The sequence below is a fragment of the Streptomyces sp. NPDC059649 genome (genome assembly GCF_042734445.1).
In the GTDB taxonomy this organism is placed as follows: domain Bacteria; phylum Actinomycetota; class Actinomycetes; order Streptomycetales; family Streptomycetaceae; genus Streptomyces.
Genome location: NZ_JBHWDV010000098.1, coordinates 1 through 15,534 on the forward strand (window position 1 = coordinate 1; position 15,534 = coordinate 15,534).

The 15,534-nt window shown below is 72.3% G+C and carries 11 protein-coding genes; 10 read left to right on the plus strand and 1 reads right to left on the minus strand.

The window, feature by feature from the left end:
• Positions 1 to 47: 47 nt before the first annotated feature.
• Positions 48 to 1,859 (minus strand): glycoside hydrolase family 15 protein, encoded by a 1,812-nt coding sequence (locus ACFV1J_RS39515; protein ID WP_385866713.1) that lies wholly within the window; start codon positions 1,857 to 1,859, stop codon positions 48 to 50.
• Positions 1,860 to 2,333: 474 nt separating this feature from the next.
• Between ACFV1J_RS39515 and ACFV1J_RS39520 the strand changes: the two genes are divergently transcribed.
• The 10 genes from ACFV1J_RS39520 to ACFV1J_RS39565 all read left to right on the plus strand — a co-directional run bounded on the left by ACFV1J_RS39520 (position 2,334) and on the right by ACFV1J_RS39565 (position 15,327).
• Positions 2,334 to 3,989, plus strand: coding sequence for a CTP synthase (locus ACFV1J_RS39520; RefSeq protein ID WP_385866697.1), 1,656 nt, complete (start codon positions 2,334 to 2,336; stop codon positions 3,987 to 3,989).
• 97 nt (positions 3,990 to 4,086) lie between these two features.
• Positions 4,087 to 4,713, plus strand: coding sequence for an NUDIX domain-containing protein (locus tag ACFV1J_RS39525; RefSeq protein WP_385866699.1), 627 nt, complete (start codon positions 4,087 to 4,089; stop codon positions 4,711 to 4,713).
• Positions 4,714 to 4,877: 164 nt separating this feature from the next.
• Entirely contained in the window at positions 4,878 to 6,953 is a 2,076-nt protein-coding gene (locus ACFV1J_RS39530; RefSeq protein ID WP_385866701.1) for a tetratricopeptide repeat protein, read from the plus strand.
• A gap of 168 nt (positions 6,954 to 7,121) precedes the next feature.
• Positions 7,122 to 8,237: an alanine dehydrogenase gene (gene ald / locus ACFV1J_RS39535; protein WP_362148916.1), complete on the plus strand. Its 1,116-nt coding sequence runs from the start codon at positions 7,122 to 7,124 to the stop codon at positions 8,235 to 8,237.
• Positions 8,238 to 8,726: 489 nt separating this feature from the next.
• On the plus strand, positions 8,727 to 9,743 hold the full coding sequence (locus ACFV1J_RS39540; protein ID WP_385866703.1) for a ParA family protein: 1,017 nt from the start codon (positions 8,727 to 8,729) through the stop codon (positions 9,741 to 9,743).
• Complete coding sequence (locus ACFV1J_RS39545; RefSeq protein WP_385866704.1) at positions 9,728 to 10,381, plus strand: hypothetical protein; 654 nt, start codon at positions 9,728 to 9,730, stop codon at positions 10,379 to 10,381. The genes ACFV1J_RS39540 and ACFV1J_RS39545 overlap by 16 nt, the downstream gene beginning before the upstream one ends.
• Before the next feature lie 82 nt (positions 10,382 to 10,463).
• Positions 10,464 to 11,732 carry a segregation/condensation protein A gene (locus tag ACFV1J_RS39550; RefSeq protein ID WP_385866706.1) on the plus strand — a complete coding sequence of 423 codons (1,269 nt, stop codon included), beginning with the start codon at positions 10,464 to 10,466 and terminating at the stop codon, positions 11,730 to 11,732.
• Positions 11,729 to 12,430 (plus strand): SMC-Scp complex subunit ScpB, encoded by a 702-nt coding sequence (gene scpB / locus ACFV1J_RS39555; RefSeq protein WP_385866708.1) that lies wholly within the window; start codon positions 11,729 to 11,731, stop codon positions 12,428 to 12,430. The genes ACFV1J_RS39550 and scpB overlap by 4 nt, the downstream gene beginning before the upstream one ends.
• Positions 12,430 to 13,554 (plus strand): pseudouridine synthase, encoded by a 1,125-nt coding sequence (locus tag ACFV1J_RS39560; RefSeq protein ID WP_385866709.1) that lies wholly within the window; start codon positions 12,430 to 12,432, stop codon positions 13,552 to 13,554. Before scpB ends, ACFV1J_RS39560 begins: the two co-directional genes overlap by 1 nt.
• A 720-nt stretch (positions 13,555 to 14,274) precedes the next feature.
• A complete protein-coding gene (locus ACFV1J_RS39565; protein ID WP_385866711.1) occupies positions 14,275 to 15,327 on the plus strand; it encodes an ADP-ribosylglycohydrolase family protein in 1,053 nt (350 codons plus the stop codon).
• Positions 15,328 to 15,534: the final 207 nt, after the last annotated feature.

Here is a 15,534-nt window from a genome sequence, read left to right on the forward strand (position 1 = left end):
CCCCGGAAGACTCCCGGGGGCGGCCGCGGCGTACGGCACCGTCGGACTCAGCCGCCGTACGCCCCGCTCGCCGTCAGCCGCAGGGCGGTGTCGATCAGCGGAACGTGGCTGAAGGCCTGCGGGAAGTTGCCCACCTGGCGCTTGGCCTTGGGGTCCCACTCCTCCGCCAGCAGCCCCAGGTCGTTACGGAGCGAGAGCAGCTTCTCGAAGAGCTGGCGGGCCTCGTCGACCCGGCCGATCATCGCCAGGTCGTCCGCGAGCCAGAACGAGCAGGCCAGGAAGGCACCCTCCTCGCCCTCCAGACCGTCCACACCGAGTTCGCCCTGGCCGGCCGTCGGGTAGCGCAGCACGAAGCCGTCCTCGGTGGTCAGCTCCCGCTGGATCGCCTCGATCGTGCCGATGACGCGCTTGTCGTCCGGCGGCAGGAAGCCGACCTGCGGGATCAGCAGCAGCGAGGCGTCCAGCTCCTGCGAGCCGTAGGACTGGGTGAAGGTGTTGCGCTCCTTGTCGTAACCCTTCTCGCAGACGTCCCGGTGGATCGTCTCGCGCAGGTCCTTCCAGCGCTCCAGCGGCCCGTCGACGTCCCCGGACTCGATCAGCTTGACCGTGCGGTCCACCGCGACCCAGGTCATCACCTTGGAGTGCACGAAGTGCCGGCGCGGGCCGCGGACCTCCCAGATGCCCTCGTCCGGCTCGTCCCAGTGCTTCTCCACCCACTGGATCAGCTTGAGCTGCAGCAGCGAGGCGTAGTCGTTGCGGGCCAGGCCCGTCATGTGCGCCAGGTGCAGGGCCTCGGTGACCTCGCCGTAGACGTCGAGCTGGAGCTGGCCCGCGGCGCCGTTGCCGACCCGCACCGGACGCGAATTCTCGTACCCGGGAAGCCAGTTGAGCTCGTTCTCGCCGAGCTCGCGCTCACCGGCGATGCCGTACATGATCTGCAGGTTGTCAGGGTCGCCGGCCACCGCCCGCAGCAGCCATTCACGCCAGGCCCGGGCCTCTTCGCGGTAGCCGGTGCGCAGCAGCGAGGAAAGGGTGATCGCCGCGTCCCGGAGCCAGGTGAAGCGGTAGTCCCAGTTACGGACGCCGCCGAGGCACTCGGGCAGGGACGTGGTCGGCGCGGCGACGATCCCGCCGGTCGGCGCGTACGTCAGCGCCTTCAGCGTGATCAGCGAGCGGACCACGGCGTCACGGTAGGGGCCGTGGTACGTGCACTGCTCGACCCACTCGCGCCAGAACTCCTCGGTGGCCTCCAGCGCCCCCTCCGGGTCCGCCACGGCCGGCGGCTGGTGGTGCGAGGGCTGCCAGCTGATCGTGAACGCGATCCGCTCGCCCGGCGAGACGGTGAAGTCGGAGAACGTCGTCAGGTCCTTGCCGTACGTCTCCACCTCGGTGTCCAGCCACACGGAGTCCGGGCCGGCGACCGCCACCGTCCGCTCGTCGATCTTGTGCACCCACGGCACGACCCAGCCGTACGCGAACCGCATCCGCAGCTCCGAACGCATCGGGACGCGTCCGCTGACGCCCTCCACGATGCGGATCACCTGCGGCGCGCCGTCCCGCGGCGGCATGAAGTCGATCACCCGGACGGTACCGCGCGGGGTGTCCCACTCGGATTCCAGCACGAGTGAATCGCCCCGGTAGCGGCGCCGGTCGGCGGGCTGCGGCCCGTCCTCCGAGCCGGTCACCGGCCCCATCCGCCAGTAGCCGTTCTCCTCCGTGCCCAGCAGCCCTGCGAAGACCGCCGGCGAGTCGAAGCGGGGCAGGCACAGCCAATCGACCGTCCCGTCCCTGCACACTAGAGCGGCGGTCTGCATATCGCCGATAAGTGCGTAGTCCTCGATGCGCCCGGCCACGTGCATCTCCCGTCGAACTGGAGTCACGCCCCCCATGGGACGTTGTGATCTGTCCGTCCTGCCCATGAAACGTCGCCGAGCAGCTGGACCGGAAATCGGGCTGGGGGCCCCGTCCAGCGGTAGCTGGGGGAGGGGGGTGCCTTCCCGGCGGCTCGTTGCGAGTGTCCGAGCAGGATACGACGCACGCGGGTGATCCGCGCGACCCTCGCGACGAGTGAGCTGCTCCGAACGGGTGGCCTCCGTCACGTGACAGCGTCAAGCCCGTTCGTCACACATCGTGACGGGGAGGCGTCGCACGAGGTTCCGGTGCGTGGCCGGGCGCGACCATGCCGCGGCGCTGATAGCCTGGTACCCCGTGGACCGGTGGGCCCCGGCAACATGTCACGGCACCCCGACCGCAGCGACGGCACCCCTCACAGACGCGGGACGGCGCCGCTTCGCACCTCTCCACCTCGCGACCACGGGAGCTCCCTCTTGGCCATGCCAGCCAAATCCACGACGACCAAGCACCTCTTCGTCACCGGGGGCGTCGCCTCCTCGCTCGGCAAGGGGCTCACCGCCTCCAGCCTGGGTGCTCTCCTCAAGGCGCGGGGCCTGCGGGTCACGATGCAGAAGCTCGACCCGTACCTGAACGTCGACCCCGGAACGATGAACCCGTTCCAGCACGGTGAGGTCTTCGTCACCAACGACGGTGCCGAGACCGACCTGGACATCGGCCACTACGAGCGGTTCCTCGACGTCGACCTCGACGGCTCGGCGAACGTCACCACCGGCCAGGTCTACAACACCGTGATCGCCAAGGAGCGCCGCGGTGAGTACCTCGGCGACACCGTGCAGGTCATCCCGCACATCACCAACGAGATCAAGCACCGCATCCGGCGGATGGCGACCGAGGACGTCGACGTCGTGATCACCGAGGTCGGCGGCACCGTCGGTGACATCGAGTCGCTGCCGTTCCTGGAGACCGTCCGCCAGGTCCGCCACGAGGTCGGCCGGGACAACGTCTTCGTCGTGCACATCTCGCTGCTGCCGTACATCGGCCCGTCCGGTGAGCTCAAGACCAAGCCGACCCAGCACTCGGTCGCGGCGCTGCGCAACATCGGTATCCAGCCCGACGCGATCGTGCTGCGCGCCGACCGCGAGGTGCCCACCGCCATCAAGCGCAAGATCTCGCTGATGTGCGACGTCGACGAGGCCGCGGTGGTCGCCGCGATCGACGCCCCGTCGATCTACGACATCCCCAAGGTCCTGCACGCCGAGGGCCTGGACGCCTACGTCGTGCGCAAGCTCGACCTGCCGTTCCGCGACGTGGACTGGACCCAGTGGGCCGACCTGCTGGAGCGCGTCCACAACCCCGACCACGAGGTCAACGTCGCGCTGGTCGGCAAGTACATCGACCTGCCGGACGCCTACCTCTCGGTCACCGAGGCGCTGCGCGCCGGCGGCTTCGCCAACAAGGCCCGGGTCAAGATCAAGTGGGTCACCTCGGACGACTGCCGGACCCCGGCCGGTGCCGCGGCGCAGCTCTCCGACTGCGACGCGGTCTGCATCCCCGGCGGCTTCGGCGACCGCGGTGTGGACGGCAAGGTCGGCGCGATCACCTACGCCCGCGAGAACAAGCTGCCGCTGCTCGGCCTGTGCCTGGGCCTGCAGTGCGTGGTCATCGAGGCGGCCCGCAACCTCGCCGGCATCGAGGGCGCCAACTCCACCGAGTTCGACCCGGCGACCGCCCACCCGGTCATCTCCACCATGGCCGAGCAGCTGGACATCGTCGCAGGTGAGGGCGATATGGGCGGCACGATGCGGCTGGGCATGTACCCCGCCAAGCTCGCCGAGGGCTCGATCGTCCGCGAGGTGTACGGCGACCAGGGGTACGTCGAGGAGCGCCACCGCCACCGCTACGAGGTCAACAACGCCTACCGCGGTGAGCTGGAGAAGAAGGCCGGGCTGCAGTTCTCCGGCACCTCTCCGGACAACAAGCTCGTCGAGTACGTCGAGTACCCGCGCGAGACCCACCCCTACCTCGTCGCCACCCAGGCGCACCCGGAGCTCCGCTCCCGCCCGACCCGCCCGCACCCGCTCTTCGCCGGGCTGGTGAAGGCCGCGGTCGCGCGCAAGACGGGCGCCGCGAAGTAGCACCCACCGCGCCGGTTACGGTTGCCGGGGTACGGCCTCTTCTCCGAGGTCGTGCCCCGGTTTCCGCGTTGTGAAGGCTCATACAGGAGGACGCGCCATGGCGATCAAGGACACCCCGGAGGAGTGGACGGTCACCGCCTCCACCACGCCGTTCACCGGGAACAAGACCAGCGTGCGCACCGACGAGGTCGTGATGCCGGACGGCGCCAAGGTCACCCGCGACTACCAGGTCCACCCCGGCTCGGTGGCCGTCCTCGCCCTCGACGAGGAGGGCCGGGTGCTGGTCCTGAAGCAGTACCGCCACCCCGTGCGCATGAAGCTGTGGGAGATCCCCGCCGGGCTGCTCGACGTCCCCGGCGAGAACCCGCTGCGCGCCGCCCAGCGCGAGCTGTACGAGGAGGCGCACGTCAAGGCCGAGGACTGGCGGGTGCTGACCGACGTCTACACCACCCCCGGCGGCTGCGACGAGGCCGTGCGGATCTTCCTCGCCCGGGACCTGTCCGAGGCCGAGGGCGAGCGCTTCGAGGTCGCCGAGGAGGAGGCCGACATGGAGCTGGCGCGGGTGCCGCAGGACGAGCTGGTACGCGGTGTGCTCGCCGGGGAGCTGCACAACAACTGCCTGGTCGTCGGGGTGCTGGCGCTCACCGCCGCGCAGCGCGGCACGGGCCTGGACGCGCTGCGGCCGGCCGACGCGCCCTGGCCGGCCCGCCCGTTCGAGGCCTGACCAGGACCTTCCGCCCCGGTCTGCGGCCGGCCGGCCCCGATCCGGTCGGGTGACCCAACCGCCCTGCTCCGTACGGCACGTGACGCCCCGTGAACTACGCTCGTAAGGGTTCCCGCCCGCGCCTGCGGCGGGTTCGTACGCGCAGGTGGACGGGAGCGTGACCGGTGACGGACCAGGCGGTGGGCACAGGGCGGCTCGCGCCGGAGACGGCGGCGGCCCCCGCCGCCGCGGGCCGCACCCCCACGGCCGGCTTCGCCGGGCGCCGCCGCGAGCTCAAGGCGCTGCACGCCGACATCGCCCGGGCCGGTCTGGACACCCTCTCCGGCCGCAAGGGCGCCCGCAGCCGGGTACTGCTGATCGCCGGCCGCCCCGGCTCCGGGCGTACCGCGCTCGCCGAGCGGCTGCTCGACGAGCTGGCCGGCGACCACCCCGACGGAGTGCTGCGCGCCACCCTGACCGGACCGGGCGGGGAGGTCGCAGACACCGGCCGCACCGCGCGTGAGCTGCTGACCGCGCTCGGTGCGGACGCCCCGCCGGGAGCCGCGGAGGACGAGCTGACCGAGCGGCTGCGCGGGGCCCTCGCCGGCCGCCGCGCGCTGCTCTTCCTCGACGACGCACCGGGCGCCGAGGCCGTCGAACCGCTGCTCCCGGACGCCCCGGGCTGCCTGGTCGTGGTCGTCTCCCAGGGGCCGCTGACCGGCATCCCGGACGTCCGGCCGTGCACCCTGGGCGGACTCGACGGGGCGGCCTGCGTGGAGGTCCTGGAGCGCTACGCCGGGCCGATCCGGATCACCGTCGACCCGCGGACCGCCGACAGCGTCGCCGAGGAGTGCGGCGGCCAGCCCGCCGCACTGATCCTGGCCGGTGCCTGGCTCGCCGCCCGCCCCACCTCGTCGGTGGCCGATCTGTACCAGGCGCTGCGGGCGGTCCCGGTGCCGCCGGACCTGCCCAGCGGTGCCCGCCCCCTGTTCCGGGCCTTCCGGCTCTCCTACGAGGCGCTGCCGGCGACCGCCGCCCGGATACTGCGGCTGCTCACCCTGGCCCCGGCCGGCCTCGTGGACGCGCACACCGCCTCCGCGCTGGCCGGCTGCTCGATGCCGACGGCCGCCGCCGCGCTCGCCGACTTCGCCGTGCTGGGCCTGCTGCGGCCGGTCCCGGCGGACCCCGGGGCCCCGCCCGCCGGGGCCGGCACCGCGGACGCCGCGCTGCACCCGCAGTACCGCGTCCCCGGCTGCCTCGGCCCGCTGCTGCGCGAACGGCTCGGGGAGCACGAGCGGCCGGCCGAGCTCCAGCTGGCCCGCGCCCGGGTGCTGGAGCGGACCGTACGGCTGCTGCAGTCGTGCCGGGCGATGACCGAACCGGCCGGATCCACCGCCCGCCAGAAGGTCGCCGGACTACCCCGGTCGCTGCGCTTCAGCTCCCGGGGCACCGCGGCCCACTGGCTGCGCAGCCGCCGCCCGGTGCTGCTCGACGCCGCCCGCGCGGCCGCCGCGGACGGTCAACTCGACACCCTGGACCGGCGGTTGATGGCCACGCTGACCCGCACCCTGCTCGCGCACCAGGGCCCCGAGGCGGCCGCACCGGACCTCTATACCGTGCACACGCTCGTCCTGCAGGCCGCCGAGCGGCGCGGACTGGCGCGTGAGCGGGCCGCCGCGCTGCTGAACCTCGCGGACCTGGACAGCGGCGCCGGGCGGACGGCCCAGGCGCTCGGCCGCTACCGGGGTGCGCTGGAGGCCGCCCGGTCGGTGCCGGACCCGGTGGCCACCGTCCGGGCGATGGAGTCCCTGGGCGGTACGTACGCCGAGCTGGGCGACGGGGTGCGGGCCGCCGACTGGTACGGGCGGGCGCTGGAGCTGCGGCTGGCGCGCGGCGAGGCCGCCGACGCGGCGCGGCTGCACGGGCGGATCGGCGCGGCGCTGATGTCGTACGGCCGGTGGGGCGAGGCGCTCAAACAGTGGCGGGCGGCCGCCCGCACGTACCGCAGGCTGGGCGATCTCGCCGGCCAGGCGCGGGCGACGGGGGAGGCGGCGCGGGTCCAGGAGTACGCCGGACGCCCCGAGGAGGCGCTGGGGACCTGTCTGGAGGCCCTCGAACTGGTCCGGAAGACGGACGACGGACGGCTCCAGGCGGCGCTCCAGCTGCGGATTGCGGACACCCTCGAACGGCTCGGGGACCCGGCCGCGGCAGGGCTGCACCGTGCCGCGGGGGAGCGGCTCCTGGAAGATCACCCCGAGTGACCTACGAAATCGGTGGCGTTCCTTCCAAGATTTAATGCTTTGCAAGGCTAGACAAGACGAGGTCCTTCAATAGACTGGCTGGGCCGCGTACGGCGCGGTCAGTTCCGTCATGCATCGCATGAGGGGATAATTCCTCCTGCACCCTCTCTTTCAAGGACCGTGATCGACGTGAAGGTCGGCATCCCCCGCGAGGTCAAGAACAACGAGTTCCGCGTGGCCATCACGCCCGCCGGAGTCAACGAACTCGTCCGCCACGGCCACCAGGTCTTCATCGAGAAGGACGCCGGCCTCGGCTCGTCCATCACCAACGAGGAGTACGTCTCCGCCGGCGCCACCATCCTGGACACCGCCGACGAGGTCTGGGGCACCGCTGACCTGCTGCTGAAGGTCAAGGAGCCGATCGCGGAGGAGTACCACCGCCTCCGCAAGGACCAGACCCTCTTCACCTACCTGCACCTGGCCGCCTCCCGTGAGTGCACGGACGCCCTCCTGGAGTCCGGCACCACCGCCATCGCCTACGAGACCGTCGAGACGGCCGGCCGCCAGCTGCCGCTGCTCGCCCCGATGTCCGAGGTCGCGGGCCGGATCGCCCCGCAGGTCGGCGCGTACCACCTGATGCGCCAGGCCGGCGGCCGCGGTGTGCTGCCCGGCGGTGTCCCCGGTGTCGCCGCGGGCAAGGCCGTCGTCATCGGCGGTGGCGTCTCCGGCTGGAACGCGGTGCAGATCGCCGTGGGCCTCGGCTTCCACGTCACCCTGCTCGACAAGGACATCAACAAGCTCCGCGAGGCCGACAAGATCTTCGGCACCAAGGTGCAGACGATCGTCTCCAACGCCTACGAGCTGGAGAAGGCCGTCGTCGAGGCCGACCTCGTCGTCGGTGCGGTCCTGATCCCGGGCGCCAAGGCCCCCAAGCTCGTCACCAACGAGCTGGTCGCCAAGATGAAGCCGGGCAGTGTCCTTGTCGACATCGCGATCGACCAGGGCGGCTGCTTCGAGGACTCCCGTCCCACCACGCACGCCGAGCCGACCTTCGAGGTGCACAACTCGGTCTTCTACTGCGTCGCCAACATGCCCGGCGCGGTGCCGAACACCTCCACCTACGCCCTCACCAACGCCACGCTGCCCTACATCGTGGAGCTGGCGAACCGCGGCTGGGTCGAGGCGCTGCGCCGTGACCCGGCGCTGGCCAAGGGCCTGAACACCCATGACGGCAAGGTCGTTTACGGCCCGGTCGCCGAGGCCCACGGTCTCGAGTGCACCGAACTGCGCACCCTCCTCGGCTGAGACGTCAACGGAGCGCGTCAACGCTGAACCTCCGGCCGGGCCTTGTCGACAGGGCCCGGCCGGAGGCGTGTGTGACGCACGGTGCACGCCGTTCCGGAACGTCGTCTCTCAACTCGCCGTGAACGTAACCCTTTAACCGATTCGCGCACCCCCGAAACATCGGTCCGATCCCGCTTGCGCCCTTGACATCGGGGGGTCCGGTTACCGACACATCGTGCCGGGTCCGGTGGATTGTGTTGCTGCGGACGCCCGACACGCCATAGAGTCGCCAACCGTCGGCATGGTGCCACGCTGACCTATCGATAAAGTTTCCTGGTCACGTCCAAGGAGGTAAGACGACTTGTGAATGAGTCGACATTTACTCCCGGGGGTGGTCAACCAGGAGCGGTTGCACGGGGCCAGGGTCCCTCGGGGTTCGAGGCTGTCGGCTCCGTCGCGGTCCACACCTTCGCAGCCCATCAGAGCATTTCCACGACAGCCCACCAGAGCATGGACGGCCATCACGTGAACGCCATGGCCGGCGACCGGGGCAGTGGAGAACCCGCCCGTTTCGCCGACTACGACGACCTGCCCGAGGGGCACTTCTACGATCCGGACGCGGAGTACGAGCCGGACCCCGAATACGCCGCGACGCTCGCGCCGGACGCCGCGCGCCAGCGCCGCGAACGCGTCGGCCCGACCGGACGCCCGCTCCCTTACTTCCCCATCCCGGGACCGCTGTCGGACCACGGCCCGGCCAAGATCATCGCGATGTGCAACCAGAAGGGCGGGGTCGGCAAGACCACCTCGACCATCAACCTGGGCGCCGCACTCGCCGAATACGGACGACGGGTCCTGCTCGTCGACTTCGACCCGCAGGGCGCCCTGTCGGTCGGCCTCGGCGTCAACCCGATGGAACTCGACCTGACCGTCTACAACCTGCTCATGGAGCGGGGCATGTCGGCCGACGAGGTCCTGCTGAAGACCGCGGTCCCCAACATGGACCTGCTGCCCAGCAATATCGATTTGTCGGCGGCAGAGGTGCAGTTGGTCAGCGAGGTCGCGCGCGAGTCGACCCTGCAGCGCGCCCTGAAGCCGCTGCTGGCCGACTACGACTACATCGTCATCGACTGCCAGCCCTCGCTCGGCCTGCTCACCGTCAACGCCCTGACGGCGGCTCACAAGGTCATCGTGCCGCTGGAGTGCGAGTTCTTCGCGCTGCGCGGTGTCGCGCTGCTCACCGAGACCATCGAGAAGGTCCAGGAGCGGCTCAACCCGGATCTGGAGCTGGACGGCATCCTGGCGACGATGTACGACTCCCGCACCGTGCACAGCCGTGAGGTCCTCGCGCGCGTCGTCGAGGCCTTCGACGACCACGTCTACCACACCGTCATCGGCCGTACGGTCCGCTTCCCCGAGACCACCGTCGCGGGCGAGCCGATCACCACGTACGCCTCCAACTCCGTCGGTGCCGCCGCCTATCGCCAGCTCGCCAGGGAGGTGCTCGCCCGGTGTCACGCCGAGTGAGTCTGCCGGGAGCCGACGAACTGTTCCGCACCACCGGGGGAGTGGCGCTGCAGCCCTCCACCCCCCGCCGTACGCCGGGCGGTTCGGCGGCCGCGGCCAACGGCGAGGCACCCCGGGTGCCCGCGCCGGCCGGCGAGTCCGACCCGGCCTCGGAGGGGCCGGAGACGGCCCCCGCACGCCGGCGACGCACGGAGAACGACGGTACGGACGCACCGGCCACCGCCGGTGACGGCGGACCGGCCACCCCGCCCCCGGTGCCGCCGGTCACCCCCGCGGCCGAGCACGGCGGGCGCGAGGCGGACGGCGCCGGCACCGCGTCCCACCGCACGCGCGCCTCCCGGCAGGGCGCTCCGGAGGCCGGCGCGGCCGCCACCGGAGCGGCCACCGACCGGCGCCGGGGTACCCGGGGCGCCAACCGCCGCCCCAGCGGCCGGGAACGGCACGACGAGAAGATCACCGTCTATGTCTCCGCCGAGGAGCTCATGGACCTCGAACACGCGCGGCTGGTGCTGCGCGGCGAGCACGGCCTCGCCGTGGACCGCGGCCGGATCGTCCGCGAGGCGGTCGCCGTGGTCCTCGCCGACCTGGAGTCGCGCGGCGAGGCCAGCATCCTGGTGCGGCGGCTGCGCGGCCGCTGAGGCCCACCGGCTCCGCCGCGCGGCGCGTCCGCCGCGGTGCCGAAACGTCACACCACGCGGCGCGGGATAGCCTGCCACCGCGATGCCGATGAACCATGACGACACCCCTCCGCCCCGCGCCCGCAGACCACTCGGGCGCGGGCCGGGGACCGAGCGGGACGCGCAGCCGGGCGCCGAGCCGGCCGCCGAGCCGGTGGGGCAGGCGGGGCCGGCGACCGCGGTGCCGGTCGGGCCGGGGCCGGTGACCACGGTGGCGGTCGGGCCGGAGCGGGCGGCCGCGGGCCCGTCGGGGCTTTTGACGCCTGCCGCCGACCGGGCCGCCGAGCCTGAGGAGATCGTTCAGGCTGCCGAGGCGCCTGACGGCACGCCCGCCGAGGACGGGCCGGAGCCCGGGCACGGGCACGAGGCCGAGACAGGTGACGGGCTCGGGGACGGGACCGAGGGCGGGCCCGGTGACGGACCCGAAGGCGGGACAGGTGACGGGCCCGGCGGTGACGGGAAGTTCACGCTCCGGCTCGACAACTTCGAGGGCCCCTTCGACCTCCTGCTCCAGCTGATCTCCAAGCACAAGCTGGACGTCACCGAGGTCGCGCTGTCCAAGGTGACCGATGAATTCATGGCGCACATCCGGGCGATGGGGCCGGACTGGGACCTCGACCAGACCACCGAGTTCCTGGTCGTCGCGGCCACCCTGCTCGACCTGAAGGCGGCCCGGCTGCTGCCCGCCGCCGAGGTGGAGGACGAGGCGGACCTCGCCCTCCTGGAGGCCCGCGATCTGCTCTTCGCCCGGCTGCTCCAGTACCGTGCGTACAAACGGATCGCCGACATCTTCAGCGACCGGCTGGCCGTCGAGGCGCGGCGCTACCCGCGCACCGTCGGGCTGGAGCCGCAGCACGCCGAGCTGCTCCCCGAGGTCGTGATCAGCATCGGCGCCGAGGGCTTCGCCAGGCTCGCGGTGAAGGCGATGCAGCCCAAGGCCAAGCCACAGGTCTACGTCGACCACATCCACGCGCCCCTGGTGAGCGTGCGGGAGCAGGCCGAGGTGCTGCTGGCGCGGCTGCGGGAGACCGGCGAGACCAGCTTCCGCGAACTGATCGCGGACGCCCCCGACACCCTCACGGTCGTCGCGCGCTTCCTGGCCCTTCTGGAGCTCTATCGCGAGCGGGTGGTGGCATTGGACCAGGAGGAGGCGCTCGGGGCGCTCACGGTGCGCTGGACGGCCGCTGAGGGGGCCGTACCGGTCGTCACCGACGAGTTCGACCAGGAACCGGGTCCACTGGAGCCGGAGCAGCAACCGGAACGGCAACAGGAACCGGGGCGGGCCGGGCGAGCGGAGGAGGAGCAGCCATGAGCGGCGTGGCCGAGGACGACACGTATGACGTCACGGAGGCCGGGGCGGACGGAGGGGGGCCGGCGGACCGGCCGGGGCCGCCGGCCGGTGCGCTGGGCGTGGCCGAGCTGGAACTCAAGCCGGCGCTGGAGGCCGTCCTCATGGTCGTCGACGAGCCGGCGACCGAGGAACACCTGGCCAGGGTCCTGCAACGGCCCCGCCGCGCGGTCGCGCTGGCACTGCGCGAGCTGTCCGACGACTACGCCCGCGAGGGCCGCGGATTCGATCTCCGGCTGGTCGCCGGCGGCTGGCGGTTCTACTCCCGGGCCGAGTACGCGGACGCCGTCGAGAGCTTCGTCCTGGACGGCCAGCAGGCCCGGCTCACCCAGGCCGCCTTGGAGACTCTGGCCGTGGTCGCGTACCGTCAGCCGGTCAGCCGTTCCCGTGTCTCGGCCGTTCGCGGTGTGAACTGTGACGGCGTGATGCGCACGCTCCTCCAGCGCGGCCTGGTGGAGGAGGCGGGGACGGAACCTGAAACAGGTGCGATCCTGTACAGGACGACGAACTACTTTCTGGAGCGGATGGGCCTGCGCGGCCTGGACGAGCTCCCTGAGCTCGCACCGTTCCTCCCGGAGGCGGACGCGGTCGAGGGCGACTCCGCGGAAGGTATCCCGTCGTTCGACGTAGACGACAGCGGCGACTCTCAGACGGATCATTGATGCGAAGCAGCGGTAGGAACAACAGGGACAGCGGACGCGGCAACTACCGCGGCGCAGGCAACAGCAGGGACGAGAAGCAGCAGCGCGCCGGCCGCCCCCGTCCCGAGGAGCGCCGCTACGACGTGGGCGGATCCGGGAGCGCGGGCGACGGCAAGGACGAGCGCCGGGGCGGCGGCCCCAAGGCGGGTGGCAGCCGCGGTGCGGCGGCCCGGGGCGGCGCCAAGGGTGGCCCGCGTACGGGCGCGGCCGGCAAGGCGGGGCGTACCGGCGGCAAGGGCGGCCCCCAGCGCGGCCGCGGCCAGGCACCCGCGCGGCCGCGCGAGTACGACGCCCAGGTCGAGGAGCGCAACCGCGCCCGGCACGACAAGCCGCAGATCAAGACCCCCAAGACGTTCGGCGAGCAGGAGGGCGAGCGGCTGCAGAAGGTGCTGGCCCGGGCCGGCATGGGCTCGCGGCGGGCCTGCGAGGAGCTGATCGACCAGGCGCGGGTCGAGGTCAACGGCAAGATCGTGACGGAGCAGGGCGTCCGGGTCGATCCGGAGAAGGACGAGATCAAGGTCGACGGCCTCACGGTCGCCACCCAGTCGTACCTCTTCTTCGCGCTCAACAAGCCGGCGGGTGTCGTCTCCACCATGGAGGACCCCGACGGCCGCCCCTGCCTCGGCGACTACGTCACCAACCGCGAGACCCGGCTCTTCCACGTCGGCCGGCTCGATACCGAGACCGAGGGCATCATCCTGCTCACCAACCACGGTGAGCTGGCCCACCGCCTCACGCACCCGCGCTACGGCGTCCGCAAGACCTACCTCGCCGCCATCCAGGGCCCGCTCCCGCGCGACCTGGGCAAGCAGCTCAAGGACGGCATCCAGCTCGACGACGGCTACGCCCGCGCCGACCACTTCCGGGTCGTCCAGCAGACCGGCAAGAACTACCTCGTCGAGGTGAGCCTCCACGAGGGCCGCAAGCACATCGTGCGCCGCATGCTGGCCGAGGCCGGCTTCCCGGTCGACAAGCTGGTACGCACGGCCTTCGGCCCGATCTCCCTGGGCGACCAGAAGTCCGGCTGGCTCCGCCGCATGACCAACACGGAGGTCGGCATGCTGATGCGCGAGGTCGAGCTCTAGCCCACGGGGGCGGCGCTGGGCTCAGCTGCCGCGCGGGGGCCGGCTGCAGTGCGGGTCCGGTCGCCGCGGCGGTCCGGATGCGGCGGGGGCCCGGGTGTCGCGGCGGGTCCTGTTGTTGCGCGGGTCCGGTTGCCGCGGCGGGTGCTGTTGTGGCACGGGCCTAGTTGCCGCGGCGGGTCGGGATGCGGCGGCGGGCCCTGTTGCCGCGGCGGCTCTGCTCTTGCACGGGCCCGGTTGCCGCGGCGGCCCTGCTCTTGCACGGGCCCGGTTGCCGCGGCGCGTCCCGCTGCCGCGCCGGGCCCGGAACCGTTTGGCGCGCCGGGCCTGGCACCGATTGCGCGCACGGGGGCCGGAACCGTTGCGCGCGCCGGAACCTCACCACCTCACCCGCCCACCCCCCGAAGGGGGGTGGGCGGCGGGGGAAAAAGAGACCCACGCAGAAGAGCGGCGGGGACAAGAGGCCAGGCAGCAGCAACGCGGCCCAGATACGGGCCACGCGGGCCAGGAGCGCGGCCATGCGGCCCAGAAGCGCAGGGACGAGGGCCAGAAGCGAGACCGCGCGGGCCAGAAACGAGGCCACACGGGCCAGAAGCACCGGCCAGAAAAGAGGCCACGCGGGCCGGAAGCGCGGCTCACCAGGTGCACTCCAGTACGCCAACTCGCTTGCGGCGTCGGCCCGTCACCCCTTAACGTCACCATGACGATTAAGGGGTGTTTTTCATGGGGAACGCAAGCTCCGCAGGCTCGGCAGCACCGGGCCAGGGTGTGGGCACGGGCAGGGCCACCGGCGCGATGGTCGGCCTCGCGCTCGGTGATGCGCTGGGCTTTCCGACCGAGTTCAACGACGTACCGGCGATCGAGGCCACATGGGGCCCCTGGCGGCAGATGGCACTGCCCGATCCCGCCTTCGTCACCGACGACACCCAGATGACGCTGGCACTGGGACGCGGCCTCCGCGCGGCCATGGACGCCGGCGAGCTGACGCCGGAGCGGCTCGTCGGCCCGGTGCGCACCGAGTACGTCGCCTGGTGGCGCTCACCCGACAACAACCGCGCACCCGGCAACACCTGCCTGCGCGCCTGTCAGTTGCTCAGCGACCAGGACCGCCACTGGGCCGAGGCGAGCCAGATCGGCTCCAAGGGGTGCGGCGCCAACATGCGGGTCGCCCCCATCGGGCTCGCCCCGGGCCTGAGCCCCCAGCAGCGCTCCGGCGCCGCCCAGCTCCAGTCCGCCCTGACCCACGGCCATCCGACCGCACTCGCCGCGAGCGACCTCACCGCGTACGCCGTCCGCGCCCTCGCCGACGGCGCGGCCCCCGCGGAGCTGCCTGCCCTGCTCCGTACGTACGCGTACGACCAGCGGACCGTCTACCGGGAGGACTGGCTCGGGGACCTGTGGCGGCGCAGCCAGGACGCCTCCGCCGCCGCCTTCATCGCCCGCGGCTGGGACGACTGCCTCGGCATCCTGGACCGGCTGGACGCGGCGCTCGCCGCCCCGGACCGGGAGACCGACCCGTGCCTGGCCACCGGCGCCGGCTGGATCGCCGAGGAGGCGCTGGCCACCGGCCTGCTGTGCTTCCTCCTCTTCCCCGCCGAGCCGCTCACCGCCCTGCGCCGGGCCGCCTGCACCTCCGGCGACTCCGACTCGATCGCCTGCCTCACCGGTGCGTTCGCCGGCGCCCATCTGGGCGCCGACGCATGGCCCGCGGAGTGGGCCGCCCGCATCGAGTACCGCCACGAGCTCCTTTCGCTGGCGGAGCGGTGGGATTCATAGCCCACGTACCCGTCTGTCCCGCCGTTCCGCTGCGCTTTGCGGCGCCCCGTACGTACTTGGCCGTCCCGCCGTCGGGGTTGCTCGCCGTTGCGCGCTTTGCGGCGCCGCGCAGGTTGTCGGCTGTCCCGCCGTTGGGCGTGTTCGCCGTTGCGCCTGGCGGCGGGCGTGGTGTTTTTGGGTGCGGTGCCGGCCCTCCAGACTTCGTCC